Genomic DNA, 17,783 nt, shown 5'->3' with positions numbered 1-17,783 from the left:
GGCTTGCTTGCTGGTCGTCCCCGCGCACGCGGGGCTGATCCGCGGATCGTCAAGGCGATCGCGGCGCAGTACGGGTCGTCCCCGCGCACGCGGGGCTGATCCGGCGTCCGCCACGATGTCGGCGAAACTGATGCCGTCGTCCCCGCGCACGCGGGGCTGATCCGTCAATCAGGTACTCAACCTGCTTGGCCATCACGGTCGTCCCCGCGCACGCGGGGCTGATCCGCTGGATGAGCTGGTCGACCAGATCGACCAGGCGGTCGTCCCCGCGCACGCGGGGCTGATCCGTCAATCAGGTACTCAACCTGCTTGGCCATCACGGTCGTCCCCGCGCACGCGGGGCTGATCCGCTGGATGAGCTGGTCGACCAGATCGACCAGGCGGTCGTCCCCGCGCACGCGGGGCTGATCCGTCCTCCGCGTTCCGGCACTTCATGCAGTGGTTGTCGTCCCCGCGCACGCGGGGCTGATGGCCACCCGGACCGCCGTGGCCGCGTCCGGTGCTTGTCGTCCCCGCGCACGCGGGGCTGATCCTCCTACGAGGAGAGGGCGGCTATGACTGATGTGGTCGTCCCCGCGCACGCGGGGCTGATCCCGGACGGAGCACCAGGCCAGTGACGTCTGAGCCGCTGGTCGTCCCCGCGCACGCGGGGCTGATCCGGCCGACGCGGAGATCATCGGGCATATCCGCCCGTCGTCCCCGCGCGTGCGGGGATGGCCCCGGTTTGCTCCGCCGCGAAGACCGGCTGAGCCGGGGAGCTGCCGAGCGATCGAGCTCCAGCGCTGTACACCAGCGATGCGTGGGCAGGTTCGGCGTGAGAATCTCAGCGATTCATTTCCGATAGCGGCGTCGACGTCGTCGAGCGGCGTTGCTCCATCCTTTCGCGGGAGCAGAGCTTGGTGCGTGGGGCCGGAGAATCAACTTGAGTCCGTCGTGATCTATCGGAATCCAGTCGTGACCGTGGACGACGAAGTCGTACCCCTGCTCATTGTCGGCCGTGAAGACCATGATCGCTCGCCCCGTCTTGGCCATGTCGACCACTCTTGCCCAGACGCGATCCCTTACTCGTGCGGTTATCTTGCCGATGAACACTCCTGGGGATATCTCCATCAGCCAGCGGGTGAGATGCCCCCTGAGCCCCACGGGGCACGCCGTGACCACGATGACCGTCATTCGTCGTACGCCACTCCACCTGGAACGTGGCGGCCATTCTCATCCCACAACATGACGAGGTTGTCGATGTCTTCGGGCCCGTACTCCCGGACTTCCTCGTCCGGGGTCAACAGTTTGTGGATGTCTCGCACGCATCGTTCGAGGAACTTCCCGTCCTTCATGACATCCCGGACAGCTCGGCGGGTATCACCGGCGATGTCGATCGAGTCACGCTGTGCAACGTCGAAAGCGACAGGAATCGTGATGGTCGCCTTGTAGAGGTCGGCCACGTCGAAAACGAACGACAGCACATGTCCCGTGTGGATGAATCCGAGCCCCGGGGCGCAACCGAGAGCAACGACCACGGCGTGCACGACCCCGTAAAGGCTGGCGTTGGCCGCCGACAGCGCCTGGTTGATCGGCGTGCTGTCGTCGAAGTTCGACGGATCATAGGAGCGGCGCGTCCATTTGACGCCCGTCCTTCTCGCGTGCTCCTGGTAGAGGCGTCGAACACGGGCTCCTTCACGGCCACGCAGTTGTTGCATCGACAGGTGCGAAACGTCTTCGCCGGGAAACCGCATTGCGTACATTTCCCGGGCGACCTTAAGCCGAGTGGTGGGATCCGACACGAGCGCAGCCTGCCGCTCCAGCAACCGTGAGCTCTGCGTGAGCGTCCGGCCGTGCGCGTAGTACCGCACGCCGTGCTCGCCCACCCAGACCACCGTCGAACCGCTTTCGGCAAGCAGCACCATGGCCTGCTGACTCACGTTGGTACCCGGCCCCAACAGCAGCGCCCCGAGCGTCGCCGCCGGAATGTACACGGTTCCTCGCTTGTCTCGTGCGGTGATCGCATTGTCCTCGCGATGCACCACGCAATGCTCCAGATAGACGAACGTCAGCCGGTCTGAGGCGCGATGCAGCTGCGACAACGGCACCGGTGGTGCACCAGGAATGTCCGGCATCAGCGGGCGAGAGTGAGCAGGCCGCAACCGTAGCCCTTGGCAGGACCGATTCCGCGGGTGAGCGCGAAACGCAGCGCGTCCGGGTCAGTGACGGTAAGCCGGCCGTCGAACGTCGCAGTCGAGATGGTGACCTGACGATCGTCCCGTTTGAATCGCCGCACTTGACGGTCGCGTACGACAAGGTCCGGTGACTCGTCAGCCTTGCTGACCTCGAATCCGTACTTCTCGGCCTGCTTGAGCAGCCATTCCTGTTGCTGGGTTTGCGTTACGTGCCCGTACCGGGGACCGCGCCGACCGGCCGCGCCGTTCCTCGGGTTGTACACAGGGTTGGCGGTCAGCCTGAACGCCCATTGTTGTCCGGCGACGAGGCGGTCCAGCAGGCGCCGGTAATCGCCCGTACGCCAAGTGACCTTGCTCGGCCAGCCGGCTTGCTCGACAAGATGCGCAAGGTCGGGGCGGTGGGGGCTGACGATGTAGAGCAAGCAGCGGTGCTCGGTCCGATCGACACGCCAGAGAATTCGCCCTGTCTCGGTGGGTTGTCGTTCTTCCGGGGTGAACGCCGCAAGAACCGCGCCGTGCATCCGGTGCGGGGAGGACAGCAGGAGGCGTGCTCCACGTCGTGCCGGATTGATCTCGAACTGAGTCAAATACATCAGAGCGCCTCTCGAAGAGGAGCCAGCGGATCGTGTGAATCGTCGATGTCGGTTCGGCTGTCGTGTTCGCTGTCCGGGTTGGGAACGTCGACGCGATAGCGTTTCACGGTGCGCCACCCCCACTGCCGGTATCCCGGGTCGAAGCTGATGGGGTCGTCCCGGACGACTTCGCCCGTGGGATCAGCGGGGTCGCAGTCACGATGCACGGTCAGCTGCACGACAGGGGGCGCGGCCTTGCGGACCGCGGGAGACGCCAGCCAGGGCAGGGATTCCAGGACGGTCGTGACGTCCCCGTCGCGGACCCCCCAGACGAGCCTTCCCGCTGGGGGGCAGGAACGCCGTCCGAGGTAGATGGGGAACACCGGTCGTCGCAACGCCTGCTGGAGATCATCCAGCAACGTCGCGTCCCCTTCGATCGCTACCGCGAACACGGCGTCAGACAGGTAGTACCGGTGCGACAGCGGCATGGACGTCGCCCCGTCGCGGGTCCGTGCGGTGTGGAAATCCCGGACGACGTGACCAGGCTGCTCGGTGCGCACCCCGATTCTCAGCTGCCGGAGCTCGTCGAGGGGATCGGTGCGCTGCAAGCCTTTCGCGGCCGCGAGCATGCCGATCACCCCGCTGCGGCTGGGTGCCGGGCCGGTGGTGCGCCGGGTGAACCGGCTCTCGGTTCCCCACGACTGCAGGGGTGCCGCCAGGCGTAACACCAGAACGGTCATCACACACCCTGTCCGACTGGTTCGAGACGCCGCGCCACCAGCTCACCCACTCCCTTGACCAGATCGCCGAGGGTCACCGGGGTGGCCAGCTCGGCGAGCAGGTCGGCACGTGAGCCCGGAACCACCGCCCAGGCCTGGAGCGGCTGCTGGTCGTAGCTTGCGTGGAGCTCGGCGGCGTGCTCTGCCAGCCGCCTGATCGCACCGCCGACCCGTCCCCCTTCCTCCCTGGCGCCAATTGCTTCTTCGTAGGCGCCGACCAGGCTGATCGGCTGTGTTTCGCGGGCCAGGACGAGTACCGCGTCCGGCAAGGTGCGGTTGGCGAAGGTGGTTTGTTTGCCGGTCGGCATGCTGGTGACGAACGCCCTCACGAACGCTTCGGCCGCACGCCGTGTCGCTTCCGGATCGCCCAGCGTGCCGAACAGCCGGTCGACGTCGACGTTGGCGTAGCGGTAGTAGGTGGCGGAGTTGAACTCCACCGTCTCGATCATCGCCGCGCCGGCGTCCTCGGTTTCGTCACCCTCCTTGTGGTCGTCGACGGCAGTGAAGTAGTCGTACTCGTTGTCCACCGCATGCACGCTGATGGCGTGGGCCACCTGAGCTGCGGCTTCGACGTTCAAGTCCTGCACGTCGGCCACCATCCGACCAAAGAGCGCCACCTCGATCGAATGATCCTGGTCGACGCGCGCCTTGGCCGCCTTCTTGTCCACTTGCGGCTTGTCCTCGGCGGCAGCCTCGATGGCGAGCTGGGCAAGACCGTCGAGCTGATGGTTCCCCAGGAACACCAAGAATTTCGTCTCGTCGTATTCAGCTCCCTTGCGCTTCTTCAGCTTGAAGCCGGCCGCAGTCAGCACCGCAGTCGCCAGTTCCACTGCCCGATCGGACAGCTCGGGGGCGCGCTCCACGATTCTCTCGGAGAGCAGCTCCACGACCCGTTTCGTCCGCACGCCCAGGTCCCGGCGGTCCAGCAGATCGGGGAACACCTTCCGGGTAGCACGCTTCCACGCCTGGCTGGAGACACGGGCGCGACGCACCCCGCCGTAGATTGCCGTCTTGGGGCTTCCGGTGTCATCCCGGTTCACGTTGCTCGGCGGGATGGTTTGCAGGACGTGAATGTCGAGAATCGTTCGGCTCACCGGTCAGTCTCCTCCGTGCTGGCGAGAGAAGGTGCTTGTGCTTTTTCGTCTTTCAGATAGAAGTCGCGGCCCCAGCTGAACCGCACCTTCGATGTGTGCTTCGGAAATTGCCACAGCCACAAGTCGCGGGCCAGCAGCCCGTAGTCGAGCGGAATGCTCTGCGTCCTCAGCAGTTGCACGAGCCCGCGCAGGTGATGGCACAACTCGGCGAATGATTCGGCGGTGCCCATGGCGGTGAACCTGCGCACCACCCCCGCATTGAGCTGGTCACCCCCCGCCTCCGGCGCGCTGAGTCGCGTGAGCTGACCCAGCGCGGCCCCCAGCCGACGTCCTTCGACGTGCATGCCCTCTGACCGGGACTGCTGATGCACCGCGTAGAGGGTGATTGCGACGTGCGCAGCCGTTTCGGCGTTGCTCGGTTCGTCGCGGTTCCACCCTCGCACGAGCTTCTCCGAAAAGGTGTACTCGTAGACGTCCAGGACACTGCCCGCCGGCTTTCCGACCGCGCGGCGCAGTTTCGCGAGCGCCGCAACGGCATCGGAATGATCGGCGAGGTAGCGCTGTTGCAAGCGATTGACTTGGCTACGAACGAATTTGACGAGATCCGATTTCAGATCCGCGGATCGCAGTGTGCCGGAAGCGGATGTCGTCACGCGGTGCTCCTGTCTGATTGTCGGGCGAGCTGGGGTGCACTGGAGAACGCGCTGCGCAGGTCACGTTCGCACCACGCGCGGGCGTGGATGGAAGTGATCAACCTGTCGTTGCTGTCCCTCCGGCCAGTCCACGCGGCCGGAGGCGCCGAGGCCACCATGTCGTCCGCCAGCTGACGCAGCGCTCGCAGGGCAGTGCCGTGCCACTCGGCGAGGACACGCTCCGGCACGCTGTCCGGCCCCAGGTCTGCCAGCCAAGCGCGGAAGAGTGGATCAAGTGTTCCGTAGGCGCGTTCCGTCGCCTCTTTCCTGGGTCCGTCGGTTTCGCCGGCCCCGGATGCGAGTTCGATGTTGGCGGCGAGTCTCCCGATCGCGTGCCGCGGACTCGCTGTTCTCGACCGCCTGCTTGACCACCCCGATGAGTGCGGCCGCACCTTGGTCGAAAAGGATGGCACGCATGTTGAGCGCATCGTCGACGATCTCGGCGACGGTGGCGTCCTGCTGTCCGTACTTCATGCCGATCGTGCGAACCGACACCGGATAGCCGCGGTCGAGCACGCCCGTCACGACGAGACGCCCGAGCCATACCAGCACCGTCGCGGACAGCCGATCTGCACCGGACGCCGCCCCGCTTTCCGGCAACATCGACTGCAGCCCGCGCCAGATCAGGCGCTCCGGATCGTGCGCGAGCGGCATGTAGACAGGGACGTTCGAACGCAGCTTCTTCTCCTGGTTCGGACTGCGACGCCAGCAGGTGTGCGGTTCGAACGGGTGCATGTTCTGAGGCGTTCGCCGGTCTCCATTGGCGATCAGGACCCCGGTGACGACGCGTCCTTGCGGGGTGTCCTCCCAGGCCAGGCGGATGCGCCGGGACTGCCACGTGTAGAGGTCCACCGGTCCGGTCGGTTCCCTGTTGTCCTCTTCGACCCCGACGCCGTCCTGCCTGCGCTCCCACGGCGGCAGGTCGGCTTTCTCCTTCTCCTGCGGTTGAAATTCGTACGGAATGAGGTTGAGCAGCAGCGTTTCCCGAAGGTTGCGCCCGGTGACGAGAATGCCGCCGAGATTGCCGGACCACGCCACTCCGATGGGATAGCCTCTGCCCCCTTTGGTGCGCCGGTCCGCCGGGTCGCCGGACTTGGTGCCGGACGGGTCGAACGCTTGGCAATGCACCACCCATCGGGCCGCCTCCGCCGGTTCGAGCCGCAGTTCCGTGCCGATCCTGGTGGTGAAGAACGGGTGACGGTTCGGCACGTCGGCGATCAGTTTGCTCAGGTCCGAGAAACTGTCGTCGGCCTTGCGCAGCGTGGCGACCTGGAAGAACGGCACCTCCGGGTCGTCGAGATTGAAGCGATGCTCATGCTGCCGCAAGTACTCTTCGATGGCGGCCGCCGGCAAGGTCTCTGCTTCCCAAAGCTCTTCCCAATCGTCCAGGTCCGCCGGCCCTTCGACTGCGCGGTGCAGGATCGCCAGCAGCAGGCGGGTGGTAGCGAACACTTGTGTCGGCACGTCTCCCACCAACCCGCTCAGCCGGTGGGCCGACGCGAACACGTCGATCAGGGAGGCCTCACGCACGGCGCCGGTTTGGTCGCGGACGAGAAGCCATGGTCGATCGATCAGGTTGAAGCGGTCAGATGCGCTCATGTATGAGTCCTCGCGCCAGGTCGTATGTCAGCCGGAAACCGTGTAGTTCTGCTCGCCGATCGTCGTCGAGCGCGAGGACCAGCTGGCCTCGCAACGTCGGTGTTTGCTGGAAGCTGTCGATCCGCGTCTTCTCCAGTTCACTGATCACGTCGTCGATTGCGTCCTCGTGGCACAGCGCGTAAGGCAGTCGCAGCGTGCACACCGACAGGACTTTGACCAGCGAGCCGGGAAGCTGACCGAACTCCGGGATCTCCTGGCCGCCGCCGTCGACCCAATCCGGTGTCCGGTAGCCGCCGGACGCGCCTTTCTGGACCACGACGACTTCCAGTGACTCCGCGCCGTCGCGGACCTGCGCCATTCCCTGGGGCGTGTCCTCATTGACCTTGCCGACGTTGGCGTAGAGCCAGCCGACCAGATCGCGTCCACGTGGCTCTGGCAGGAGGTACGTGCTGGCGGCTGCACGACGCGTCTCATCGCGCTCCTGGCATTTCTTGCGTTCGTCGCTGATCGCTGACTGCCAGTCGCTCGGTCCCAGTTGCTGCGGCCCGTAGCCGGCTTGGACGAGCGGCGCGATGTCGTCGGGGATTACCAGCTCGGTGCGATCCGTCAGCAGCGCGGCCGCGCGCAGCAGGTAGTACTTCTCGTACACGCGGGTCGAGCCCGTAACAGGTTTCGGCGGGCTTTTCGACCAGTCGACCCCGGTGATCGCGCAACGCGCCGGAACTGGCCGGTTCGGCCGTGCGTGCCGGTGCAGCCTGCCGAGGCGCTGGAGTACCAGGTCGATCGGCGCCAGGTCCGTCACCATGAGGTCGAAGTCGATGTCCAGCGACTGCTCGACCACCTGCGAAGCGACTACGACGTGACGTTCGGGACGCGCGGCGTTGTCGGCAGGTGGGCCGAAGCGCTGCAGGAGATCCCGGTCCTTGGCTGCGCGGTCGCAGGCCAGGAAACGCGCGTGGTTGACGGTCACCTCGAACTCTCGTTCCAGGTATGCCGCGGTCTCCTGCACCCGGCTGACGGTGTTGCGCACCACCACCGCGCATCCGCCGTCGCGGAGATGGGTCCGCAGGTAGGCGGCCAGAGTTTCGAGGTCGTCGTCCAGGCGGTCGAGCGCCACCGAAACGCGGCGATCAGGCAACGGAAACGTTCGCGGTGTCTGATCCGTGGCCGAGATGGCCGGATAGCCGGGATGCTGCTCGGGCACTTGGCGCCGCGGATCGTACGCCTGCAGGAGCCTGATTCGGCGCTCGTCCGGCAACGTGGCCGACAAGAGGATCACCGGAACCCGGTAAGCGCCCAACCACTGCAGGACCCGTTCCAGGTATCGCGACATGTAGACGTCGTAGGCGTGCACCTCGTCGATCACGACAACCTTGCCCGCCAACGCCAGGTGACGCAGCATCACGTGCCTGGACTTCAGTCCGGCGAACAGGACCTGGTCGATCGTGCCGACGACGAACTCAGCCAATCCCGACTTCTTCCGCCCGCGCAGCCAGTCGTGCGCGACCGCACCCGCTTCCGTCGCGAAGAAGCCACTGCGAATCAGCCCCTTGTACTCGTCGTTCAGATGGGCCTTCCCGTGCGCCAAGGACAGCGTCGCCCCCGTCGGCAACCGATCGAGCCAGCGGCGCACCCGGCCGAACATGGCATCCGTCGTCGCCTGAGTCGGCAGCGCCATGAACACACCGTGCGCACCGGAGTCGTGAGCGAGAACTTCCGCTGCGGCCAGCGCGGCTTCCGTCTTTCCCATGCCCATCGGGGCTTCGATGATCATCAGGCCTGAGCCCTGCATCGCACGGGCCACTTCGACGGCTCCGGCTTGAACCTCACGGACCTTGTCCGCTGGGATGCCGAACCGGGCCGGGAACGTCTCCGCCGGGCTGCCCGGGTGGGGAGCCGTCCAGCGTGGCGGCAGTCCGAGCCGGGCCCAGCCTTCCTTGACACGGCGTGACGACGCCTCCTCGTCCGGGCCCCGAACCTCCGAACAGTTCCAGAGTGGGAAAAAGTCCGGATTCGAGGCGATCCAGTCCGCGACAATGACCAGAACGGACAACAGGACGAGCGTCGGCATCGACGGTCGTACGGCGTCGAGCTCAGGCCTATGCCGCTCGGTCGCACGCTCCAGCAATTCGTGGCGAACCCTCTCCCACTCCGCATCACCGGAGAAGTCGACCTTTTCGTCGACTTCCTCGAGCTGCGGCCAATCAGGTGTCACTCCATGATGGGATCCCACTACCGAAGCCAGAGCGCATGCTGACGATCTCCGAAGGTGTTTACTCCGCAGCCAGTCAAATACAGCCTTATGGCTGACAAGCGAGTGGTTCACTCTACGCCGAGTAGACTCGTCGGCCACAGCCGAGGAAATCTGAAACCCCGAGTCGATCATTCTCCGTGCCAGCTGCCTCACCTGCGCAGCGAAGGCAGGGGAAGCTTTCCCGACGTCGTGGACCGCTGCCAGCCACCCTACCAGAGACTTCGCGTTACGATAGCCGCCCGCATCGGCCGCGATCAGACGAACGACCGACGCGGGAACCCAGTGTTCGAACAACAGCTCGGCAATTCCGCCGGAGTCGTCCAAGTGTTGATGCAGCGGAAGCCACTTCTCCACTTCCAGCGACCGGAATGGCCACGACTTGGCCCACGCCACCGACAATCTTTCCACTCAGCCCCCTGGAGCAAACACGCCCGAGCATTATAGGACCATACCCCGGCGATCATGCAAGCCACAAGGAATACAAAGAGCCACCAAGGGTGTTCACCAAGTTCACCTGATCGGAACTTGACACGATACACTTGTCGCGCTCTAGCGATCCCGACGGAAGAAGAAACCACGTGCGGCAACAACCGAGAATTTGTCACCAAAATCTGAACATGATTGTTAGGTAGTAGCGCCCGCAGCACAACCCGTCATACTAACCGCCCACATTCGGCGTTCGTGGCAGGCTAGCTTCTCCGGCGATCGCAGTCCCGCCAACTCTGATTGCGTGTACTACCGAACCAGCTAGCACAGCTGTCGATGGCGGGCGTGCCTCCCGCCGCGAAGGCAGCGTCAGGTGGATGAAGGCAGCACCGCAACGCCAGGCGGCGGCTAGCTGCCCCTGATCAGGCCTGCACAGCTGAGGGCGCCACATTCACCTACTGTCTGTCTACCTTGCTAGGGCGACAGCCCCAGCTCCGGGGAGCGCACCGGCCCGGAGGATCAGCCCCGCACGCGCGGGGACGACAGTTCGTTCCGCTCGCCGACGCCTACGAGCAGGGGATCAGCCCCGCACGCGCGGGGACGACGTGGCATCGCCGGAGCCTCACCTGCAGTTCCAGGGATCAGCCCCGCACGCGCGGGGACGACTCTCTCCTCGCGGCGCGGGCTTCAGCCAGCCAGGCCGGTTCTGCCCAGTCAAGGGTCTGCCGGAGGCCGAGCGAAGCGAGCCCTTGACTGGGCAGGTTCGGTCTGGCTCCCTCCGGGCGCGCTGCGAGGAGAGGGCCAGCCCGGTCCATGCCTCCCTACCTCTCCGAAGCGGTGCCGGGTGCAGGGCAGAGCCCTGCCGGGGTCCCGGGGCGGCGCCCCGGCTACGCCTGGCCGGGCAGCAGCTGGCAGCCGGTCCGGCTCTGCCGAAAAGGGACGCTCGCCGCTGGGCAGGCTCCGGGGAGAGCAGCAGAGCCGGGGCACGGGTCAGCGGCGGCCATCCCGGATTTGGTAGATCCGCTCGCGGGAGATCCTGGCCGCCCGGGCGAGCGCGGTGGCTGAGGCGTTGTCGTGCATGGCGTGGCGGATGATCGCGCGCCACGCGGTGTCCTGCCGCTCGTGCTCGATCCGGGCCTGCTCGCGAGCGAGAGTCACGTGCTGGACGATCTGCTCGTAGTCGGCGGGCTCCACCATCGTGATGTCGTAGCCGACGTCGACGCTCGTGCCGACCTGCGACGGGTCGTCGAGGGTGCGCCAGCCGTGCTCCCACAGAAGGCCGGCGGCGTCCTCGCCGTCGCTGATCGGGTAGGTGGCGATGAGGTGCTCGTCCCCGGACTCGTTGTCACGGAGCGTGACGACGACCTCAGGGGCCATGTCGGCTTCGGCGGTGATGATGCGGGCGGCAAACATGGTGCTCATCTTGGTCTCCGGATCAGCCCCGCACGCGCGGGGACGACCGGCGCAGCTTGTCGTGTTGCCGATCGGCAGCCGGATCAGCCCCGCACGCGCGGGGACGACTTTACGGCAAGGATTGCGGGACGCGCACCCGGAGGATCAGCCCCGCACGCGCGGGGACGACCGTCTGCGTTCTCTGTCAGCCTGATCGAGAAGGGGATCAGCCCCGCACGCGCGGGGACGACCCATCGCGAGCAAGACAGACCCGAGCGCTGCCAGGATCAGCCCCGCACGCGCGGGGACGACGCTGTCTTGTAGTTCGCCCAACGCTCAGTCGGGGGATCAGCCCCGCACGCGCGGGGACGACTGGATCGGGGAACGCGAGCTGACCACGCGGAAGGGATCAGCCCCGCACGCGCGGGGACGACTCCAGCTCGGTGAACTCAGTCGTGCGCGTGCACGGATCAGCCCCGCACGCGCGGGGACGACAAGACCACTTACGACCGGCTGTTGGTCCAGCACGGATCAGCCCCGCACGCGCGGGGACGACCCGTACACGGCTTCGCCCTCGCCCGCCTGGATCGGATCAGCCCCGCACGCGCGGGGACGACAAGACCACTTACGACCGGCTGTTGGTCCAGCACGGATCAGCCCCGCACGCGCGGGGACGACCCGTACACGGCTTCGCCCTCGCCCGCCTGGATCGGATCAGCCCCGCACGCGCGGGGACGACGTTTGAGGGCGGCGCCGACGGTGGTCCTCGGGGGGATCAGCCCCGCACGCGCGGGGACGACACTTCCTGAACTGCAACGATACACGACGAAGTCTTGTTTCTTGCCCCCTTGTCCGCCCCCCCGGATGTGCCCCTGGGGGGGATCGCAGAAGAGCAGTGGACAGCCGGATGTCACGGCCTTCTCAGCTGCGCAGCACGCCGCCGGCCGCTCCGCACAGCGAGGCAATGCTCAACCCTTGCTGAACATCGAAGAGAAGCAACGCAGCCACAGTCCGCCGCGCGCTCGTCGCTGTCTGCAGGAGCAAGTCCTTTCATGAGCGAGTCGCCGCCAACGCCCGCACGGTGACCCGCTGGCCGGACAACGCCGCCGTTCCGGTCAGCTCGTCGATGCACTTGTTGTCGGTGACATCGTTGATGCTGGCGCCCGCGTGCCTGCTCGCCACCGACAAGCGAACCCCTGGCCGGTCGTGACCCCAGCCGTGCGGAAGGCTGACCACCCCGGGCATGACCTCGTCGCTGACCTCCACGGGCACCTGCACCTCGCCGACGGCCGACGACAGCACCGCCTGTTCGCCGTCGGCCAGCCCCAGGCGCTGCGCGTCATCCGGGTGCACCAGCAGGATGCAGCGTGGCTTGCCCTTCACCAGCCGCGGTGAATTGTGCATCCACGAGTTGTTGCTGCGCAGCTGGCGCCGGCCGATCAACACCAGCTCGCCCGGCTGCCACTGCTCCATCCGGCGGCGCAACCGCGGCAGATCACCCAGATACTCCTTGGGCGCGAGGTGAATCTTCTTGCCCTTGGTGAACAGGCGCTCCGGGAACCGCCGCTGCAGCGGTCCGAGGTCCACACCGTGCGGGTGTTTCCGCAGCTTGCGCAGCGACAACCCACCGCGCAGCAGGCCGTGCGGTCCGGCTCGCAAGCCGAGCTCGACGATGCCTTCGGGCCCCAGCTTGCTCAGCGTCGCCACGCCAAGCCGCCCGGCGGCCCGCAGCAGCGGGACATCCGGCCCGAGCAGGCGCACGGCCAGCTCGAGACAGATCTCCCAGTCGTGCCGCTGCTGCTCGCCACGCGGGAACACCGGCGGGCGGTACTTGGCCCAGTTCCGCACCGACACCAAAGCCAGCAACAGCTCGTAATGGGATCGCTCCAGCGGCCCGGTCGGCGGCAGGATCACGTCGGCGTGCCTGGTCGTCTCGTTGACGTACGGGTCGATGCTGACCATGAACTCCAGCTGGTCCAGCGCCTCGTCCAGCCGGCGGCCGTTGGGGGTGGACAGCACCGGATTGCCCGCCGCCGTGATCAGTGCGCGCACCTGCCCTGGCCCCGGCGTGGTGATCTCCTCGGCGAGCGTCACCACGGGAAGTTCGCCGCCGAACTCCGGCAGCCCGCGCACCCGGCTGCGGAACGTGCCGAAGCTTCCGGCGTGACCGGCCAGCCGCGCCAGCGGCGCCAGATCGATGGCCGGCGTGGTGAACATGTAGCCACCCGGCTCGTCCAGGTGGCCGGTCAGCGCGTTGACCACGACCACCAGCCAGGTGGCCAGCCCGCCGAACTCCTGCGTGCAGATCCCGACCCGGCCGTAGACGGCCGCCCGTTCGGTGGTGGCCAGCGCACGAGCCAGCGCTCGCACATCGTCGGCCGCCACCCCGGTGACCGGCGCGGTCTTCTCCGGTGGGAAACCCTCGGCCACGGCACGGAGCTCGGTCAGCCCGGTCATGCGGTCGGCCAGCCTGCCGGGCCGGGCCAGGCCTTCCGCGAACAGCACGTGCACCACCGACAGCAGCATCAGCGCGTCCGTGCCCGGCCGGATGAACAGGTGCTCGGCGGTGTTCGCGGTCTCCGTTCGCCGTGGGTCGACGACCACCACCCGCCCGCCGCGCTCCCGCACCGCCCGCAGCCGCTTCCGCAGGTTCGGCGCGGTCATGATGCTGCCGTTGGACACCAGAGGGTTGGCGCCGAGACAGACGAACAGATCGGTGCGATCGATGTCCGGCACGCCCAGCAACGCCTGATGACCGAACATCAGCAGCCCGGCCAGCATGTGCGGGAGTTGATCCACCGACGTCGCCGCGTAGACGTTCTTGGTGCCGAGGGAGCGGAACAACGGCACACCGAACACCAGCAGGCCCAGATTGTGCGCGGTCGGATTGCCGTAGTAGACGCCGAGAGCGTCCTTGCCGTGCTCGCCGCGAATCGCCCGGAGCCGCCGCCCGACCAGGTCGAACGCCTCGTCCCAGCCGACCTTCACGAACCGGCCGTCCCGCTTGACCACGGGCCGGGTGAGCCGGTCCGGGTCGTGGTGCAGGTCCGCCAGCGCGGTCGCCTTCGGGCAGATGTAGCCGCGCGACATCGGATCGTTCTCGTCGCCGCGAATGTCCACCACCCGGTCACCGTCGGTGGTCACGGTGATCCCGCAAGTCGCCTCGCACAGGGTGCAGCTGGCGTAGTGCGTCTCGGTCATCGGACCTCTCCGTCCCGCGCGGTCACCCCAGGCTACGGCCGGGCGCCGGATCTACACAAAGGTCCCATCGCGGCCTGAGATAACCTCCGCGGCATGGAACTCGCATCGACTTCGGCCATCGTGACGGGTGGCGCCTCCGGCCTCGGCGGCGCGACCGCCGCCGCACTCGCCGCGAAGGGCGCGACCGTCTTCGCGCTGGACCTGGCCCCCGCCATCGAGAAAGCACCCCACCCGGACGGTGTCACCTACGTCGAGGCCGACGTGACCGACCCGGAGCAGGTGCAGGCGGCGGTGGACAAGGCCGCCAACGCCGGTGTGCCGCTGCGCGTGGCGGTGAACTGCGCCGGCGTCGGCTGGGCGGGCCGCGTGCTGTCCAAGAAGGGCCCGCACGACCTGGAGCTGTTCCGCAAGGTGCTGGAGATCAACCTGCTCGGCACGTTCAACGTCATGCGCCTGGCCGCGGAGGCGATGGCCAAGACCGAGCCGCTGGCCGACGACCAGCGCGGCGTGGTGATCAACACCGCGTCGATCGCCGCGTTCGAGGGGCAGATCGGTCAGATCGCCTACGCCGCGTCCAAGGCGGGCGTGGCGGGCATGACGCTGCCTGCCGCCCGTGACCTGGCCTCACAGGGCATCCGGGTGCTCACCATCGCGCCGGGCATCGTGGACACACCGATGCTGGCCGGGGTGACCGAGGAGTTCCGGGCCGGGCTGGCCGCCGGGGTGCCGTTCCCGAAGCGGCTCGGCAAGCCGGAGGAGTACGCCCAGCTGGCCATCGCGTTGATCGAGCACGACTACCTCAACGGCGAAGTGGTCCGCATGGACGGCGCGCTGCGCATGGCTCCACGCTGATCATCAGCGGGATCGATCAGAAGCAGACAACTCCGCAGTCGGAACCTGTGGCTCGAGCTCGCGCCACGGCAGCCGCGCCGCACCAGCGACGCACTCGTCCACCGGCGCGGTGCCGCGGCGCGGGCTCACCGGGCGGGCGGGCGCCGCAGATCATGGGTCATCGCGGCCAAGGCACCGCAGGTTCACAGGTCACCGCGACGCCGACCCACAGATCGCCGACGCACCCGGCCATCGAAGCGCTGGCCCACCAGCTGCCGTGGCGCGGGCTCGAGAGCCTCCGTGGCAGTCCTGGCAAGCGACCGTCGGCTGCTCACAAGTCCCCGTAGTACGGGATCTCCGTCATCGCCGCGCCCGTCATCCACTCGCGCAGGGTGTGCGTGGCGCGCACGTCGTCCTCGTTGTATCGGAGCAATCGGGCGCGCTGCGCCAGATCCGGCGCCCCGTTGGTCAGCCCGACCGCCTCCCGGTACCAGCGCATCGAGGCCTCGCCACCGGCCTCGGGGTCGTGCCACTCGTACCCGGCGATCCGGGCGATCACCTTCAGACCCTTGCCCTCCGCGCACAGGAAGCTCTCCGAGACGCTGACGAACAGGTCCACCCATTCGTCCGACTCGACGAACTCCTGCACCTCGGCCACGCTCGGGATGCCCGGCATGCCGGCGAACCGCTCCGCCGAACCCAGCAGCCAGCGGTTCTCCGCCATCGCGTTGTAGCAGTAGGCGCGGAACGTCAGGCCACGGGCGGCCGCACGCGCACGCACGTCGCTGAACCACGCCCAGAACTCGGCGAACGAGCGGGCCTCGTCGTCCGTCGGCAGCGGCTCCCAGGTGCCGAAGGCGCGGTAGTCCCGCGGCAAGCCGATGTCGGCGCCGGTCAGCAGCGTGCCCCACAGGTACGCGCCGTAGTCGACGAAGCTTTCCATGTCAACGTCGACCTCGACGTCGCCGCGCGGGATCTCGATCTGCCGCACCTTGCGCACCACCGACAAACCGGCCTGCCAGCCTCGTGCCAGCGCCACCGCGTTCTGGAACGTCGTGCCGGTGAGCATCACCGGAGGCGGATCGGCGGCCGGGTCGGCCGCGGCCAGCGCCGACACCGTCGGATAACCCGCATCGCGCAGCACCATGGCGTCATCGCCGCGCACGACCAGGCTGACGTCCTGCCGCTCGTGCAGCATCGGCTCGCAGACCTGCCACCACGGGCAGTACCGGCACGCCACGATGCGCGACGGTTGGGCCAACGGCTCGGCACCGCTGGCCGCCGCCGACGCCACCGCCAGCCGATCGGCGAACCGCTCGGCGTACTCCTGCATGGTGGACTTCTCACCGGGAAAGCTCGGGGCGAGCAGGTCGTGCCACAGCACCACGTCGGCGTCCATGCCGATCACCCCGCCGACCACCCTGTCCGGATCGGCGTGTCCGGCCGCCCGCAGCAGCTCGACCACGTGCGCCAAGCGGAACTGATCCCGCGGCTGCGACCGCACCCGCCGGGCCGGATCCACCCGGGCGTTGTCCGGGTTCAGATCGGTCAACGCCGTGGTCAGCGCCCCTTCCCCGGGGTCGGTGACCCGGTGCCGGACGATGATCACCGGGACGTAGCCGCCCGGCGTCCGCACCAGCAACTCGGCCCCGCCCCGCCTGCCTGCCTCCTGATCCACCGGGAGCAGCCCGCCGGAGACGACGTCCACGCCCGCTTCCAGCGCGGCGACCGTGGCAGCGATCCGCTCGTCCGGCTCGGCGTCGGTGGGCACGGCCACCCACGCCGATCTCGGGAAGTACTGCGCCAACAGCTTGGTGACCGCGGCACGGTGCGCCTGCGCGTCGGCTTTGCGCTGCTCGGTGGCCGGGTTCTCGGGCAACGGCTCCAGGTCGGGAGCCGCCGGGTCGTGCTCCCAATGCACCCGCCGCCGACAGCGGGTCACCGCGCCGGCGTCCAGCACCACGTTCGCCAAGCTCATCGCCACGCGTTTCACCTTAAGCGCCCCCTCCGACGGTGTCGGCCGTGCCAAGCCGCCGTCAGCCCAGTAGGTTGATGCCATGGCGGCGAGCGAGGCGAACGTCGACGACCCGGGCATGCTGGCCGAGGTGGTGTCCTCACTCGAGCGCGCCGGCACGGCGAAGACTGCGCGGAAGGCGGCGAAGAAGGAGGCCAAGCGGTTCAGGCGGGCCGCCAAGCGGGAGCGCAGGGCCACCAAAGCGGCCGCCAAACAAGCCGCGAAAGCGACCCGCAAGGCCATCGAAGAGGGCACCGAAGCACCAGGAGTGACGGTCGTGGCAAAGGCGAAGGAGCCGAGGATCACCGCGAGCAAAGTGCGCAACGCGATCACCCTCGGCAAGGCGGTGGCGCCGACCCTGCTCCCCGTGGTGGTGCCCTACCTGGTGCGGGCGGCGAACGCGGGCCGGGAAGCGTACGAGCGGTACCAGGCACGCAGGCTCGGCATCAGCGTGGACGACCTGGCCGAGTACCGGGGCCGGGGCGCCGCGCTGCACGCGCGCATTGCCGGGATCACCGAAGGATTGCGGGAACTGCGCGCGTCCGGCGACCAAGAGAAGGTGGCGTTCGCCGACCAGACCGAGGCGACACTGCACCAGTTGAGCGCGGCCGTGCGGGCCGCGGAGCGGATGCCGTCGGCGCGCCGCAAGTACGCGCATCGCGCGGTCGCCGACGAGCTGGACGGCCTGGAGGCGCGCCTGCTGCGTCACCTGGGTGTCTGAACGGGAAAACGTCTGCTACCGGATAGCGGGACGA

The 17,783-nt window shown here is 67.8% G+C and carries 13 protein-coding genes and 2 CRISPR repeat arrays (1 of these 15 running past the window's edge); of the genes, 2 read left to right on the top strand and 11 right to left on the bottom strand.

Going from position 1 to position 17,783, the window contains the following annotated elements; translation table 11 throughout:
* Positions 1-720: a CRISPR direct-repeat array (repeat unit 28 nt; unit sequence GTCGTCCCCGCGCACGCGGGGCTGATCC) (it extends 232 nt beyond the left edge of the window).
* A 111-nt stretch (positions 721-831) separates the two neighbouring features.
* The 10 genes from cas2e to YWY_RS0114840 all read right to left on the bottom strand — a co-directional run bounded on the left by cas2e (position 832) and on the right by YWY_RS0114840 (position 14,183).
* The gene (cas2e, locus tag YWY_RS23795; RefSeq protein WP_084609297.1) at positions 832-1,173 is read right to left on the bottom strand and encodes a type I-E CRISPR-associated endoribonuclease Cas2e; all 342 of its coding nucleotides are present in this window, start codon (positions 1,171-1,173) and stop codon (positions 832-834) included.
* A complete protein-coding gene (cas1e, locus tag YWY_RS0114880; RefSeq protein WP_028848265.1) occupies positions 1,170-2,114 on the bottom strand; it encodes a type I-E CRISPR-associated endonuclease Cas1e in 945 nt (314 codons plus the stop codon). Before cas1e ends, cas2e begins: the two co-directional genes overlap by 4 nt.
* Positions 2,114-2,767 carry a type I-E CRISPR-associated protein Cas6/Cse3/CasE gene (gene cas6e, locus YWY_RS0114875; protein WP_028848264.1) on the bottom strand — a complete coding sequence of 218 codons (654 nt, stop codon included), beginning with the start codon at positions 2,765-2,767 and terminating at the stop codon, positions 2,114-2,116. The genes cas1e and cas6e overlap by 1 nt, the downstream gene beginning before the upstream one ends.
* Complete coding sequence (gene cas5e / locus YWY_RS0114870; RefSeq protein WP_028848263.1) at positions 2,767-3,486, bottom strand: type I-E CRISPR-associated protein Cas5/CasD; 720 nt, start codon at positions 3,484-3,486, stop codon at positions 2,767-2,769. Before cas5e ends, cas6e begins: the two co-directional genes overlap by 1 nt.
* Positions 3,486-4,619 (bottom strand): type I-E CRISPR-associated protein Cas7/Cse4/CasC, encoded by a 1,134-nt coding sequence (cas7e, locus tag YWY_RS0114865; RefSeq protein WP_028848262.1) that lies wholly within the window; start codon positions 4,617-4,619, stop codon positions 3,486-3,488. Before cas7e ends, cas5e begins: the two co-directional genes overlap by 1 nt.
* Entirely contained in the window at positions 4,616-5,272 is a 657-nt protein-coding gene (casB, locus tag YWY_RS0114860) for a type I-E CRISPR-associated protein Cse2/CasB (protein ID WP_028848261.1), read from the bottom strand. Before casB ends, cas7e begins: the two co-directional genes overlap by 4 nt.
* A gap of 270 nt (positions 5,273-5,542) precedes the next feature.
* Positions 5,543-6,910: a type I-E CRISPR-associated protein Cse1/CasA gene (casA, locus tag YWY_RS22185; protein ID WP_156899279.1), complete on the bottom strand. Its 1,368-nt coding sequence runs from the start codon at positions 6,908-6,910 to the stop codon at positions 5,543-5,545.
* A complete protein-coding gene (locus tag YWY_RS0114850; RefSeq protein ID WP_028848260.1) occupies positions 6,897-9,557 on the bottom strand; it encodes a CRISPR-associated helicase/endonuclease Cas3 in 2,661 nt (886 codons plus the stop codon). The genes casA and YWY_RS0114850 overlap by 14 nt, the downstream gene beginning before the upstream one ends.
* 1,023 nt (positions 9,558-10,580) lie before the next feature.
* Complete coding sequence (locus YWY_RS23790; protein ID WP_028848259.1) at positions 10,581-11,012, bottom strand: hypothetical protein; 432 nt, start codon at positions 11,010-11,012, stop codon at positions 10,581-10,583.
* Between the two features lie 9 nt (positions 11,013-11,021).
* Positions 11,022-11,782: a CRISPR direct-repeat array (repeat unit 28 nt; unit sequence GGATCAGCCCCGCACGCGCGGGGACGAC).
* 250 nt (positions 11,783-12,032) lie between these two features.
* Positions 12,033-14,183 carry a molybdopterin oxidoreductase family protein gene (locus YWY_RS0114840; RefSeq protein ID WP_028848258.1) on the bottom strand — a complete coding sequence of 717 codons (2,151 nt, stop codon included), beginning with the start codon at positions 14,181-14,183 and terminating at the stop codon, positions 12,033-12,035.
* A 93-nt stretch (positions 14,184-14,276) separates the two neighbouring features.
* Between YWY_RS0114840 and YWY_RS0114835 the strand changes: the two genes are divergently transcribed.
* Positions 14,277-15,035 carry an SDR family NAD(P)-dependent oxidoreductase gene (locus tag YWY_RS0114835; RefSeq protein ID WP_028848257.1) on the top strand — a complete coding sequence of 253 codons (759 nt, stop codon included), beginning with the start codon at positions 14,277-14,279 and terminating at the stop codon, positions 15,033-15,035.
* Positions 15,036-15,345: 310 nt separating this feature from the next.
* Here the strand turns inward: YWY_RS0114835 and YWY_RS0114830 are convergent, their stop codons facing one another.
* Complete coding sequence (locus YWY_RS0114830; RefSeq protein ID WP_028848256.1) at positions 15,346-16,992, bottom strand: TM0106 family RecB-like putative nuclease; 1,647 nt, start codon at positions 16,990-16,992, stop codon at positions 15,346-15,348.
* 79 nt (positions 16,993-17,071) lie between these two features.
* Here YWY_RS0114830 and YWY_RS0114825 point away from each other — a divergent pair, with 79 nt between their 5' ends.
* Positions 17,072-17,749: a DUF6474 family protein gene (locus YWY_RS0114825; RefSeq protein ID WP_342665121.1), complete on the top strand. Its 678-nt coding sequence runs from the start codon at positions 17,072-17,074 to the stop codon at positions 17,747-17,749.
* The last annotated feature ends 34 nt before the right edge of the window (positions 17,750-17,783 follow it).

The organism is Thermocrispum agreste DSM 44070 (assembly GCF_000427905.1).
GTDB lineage: Bacteria > Actinomycetota > Actinomycetes > Mycobacteriales > Pseudonocardiaceae > Thermocrispum > Thermocrispum agreste.
Note: the sequence above shows the minus strand (reverse complement) of the source record. Positions and strands in the feature narration are given on the sequence as shown.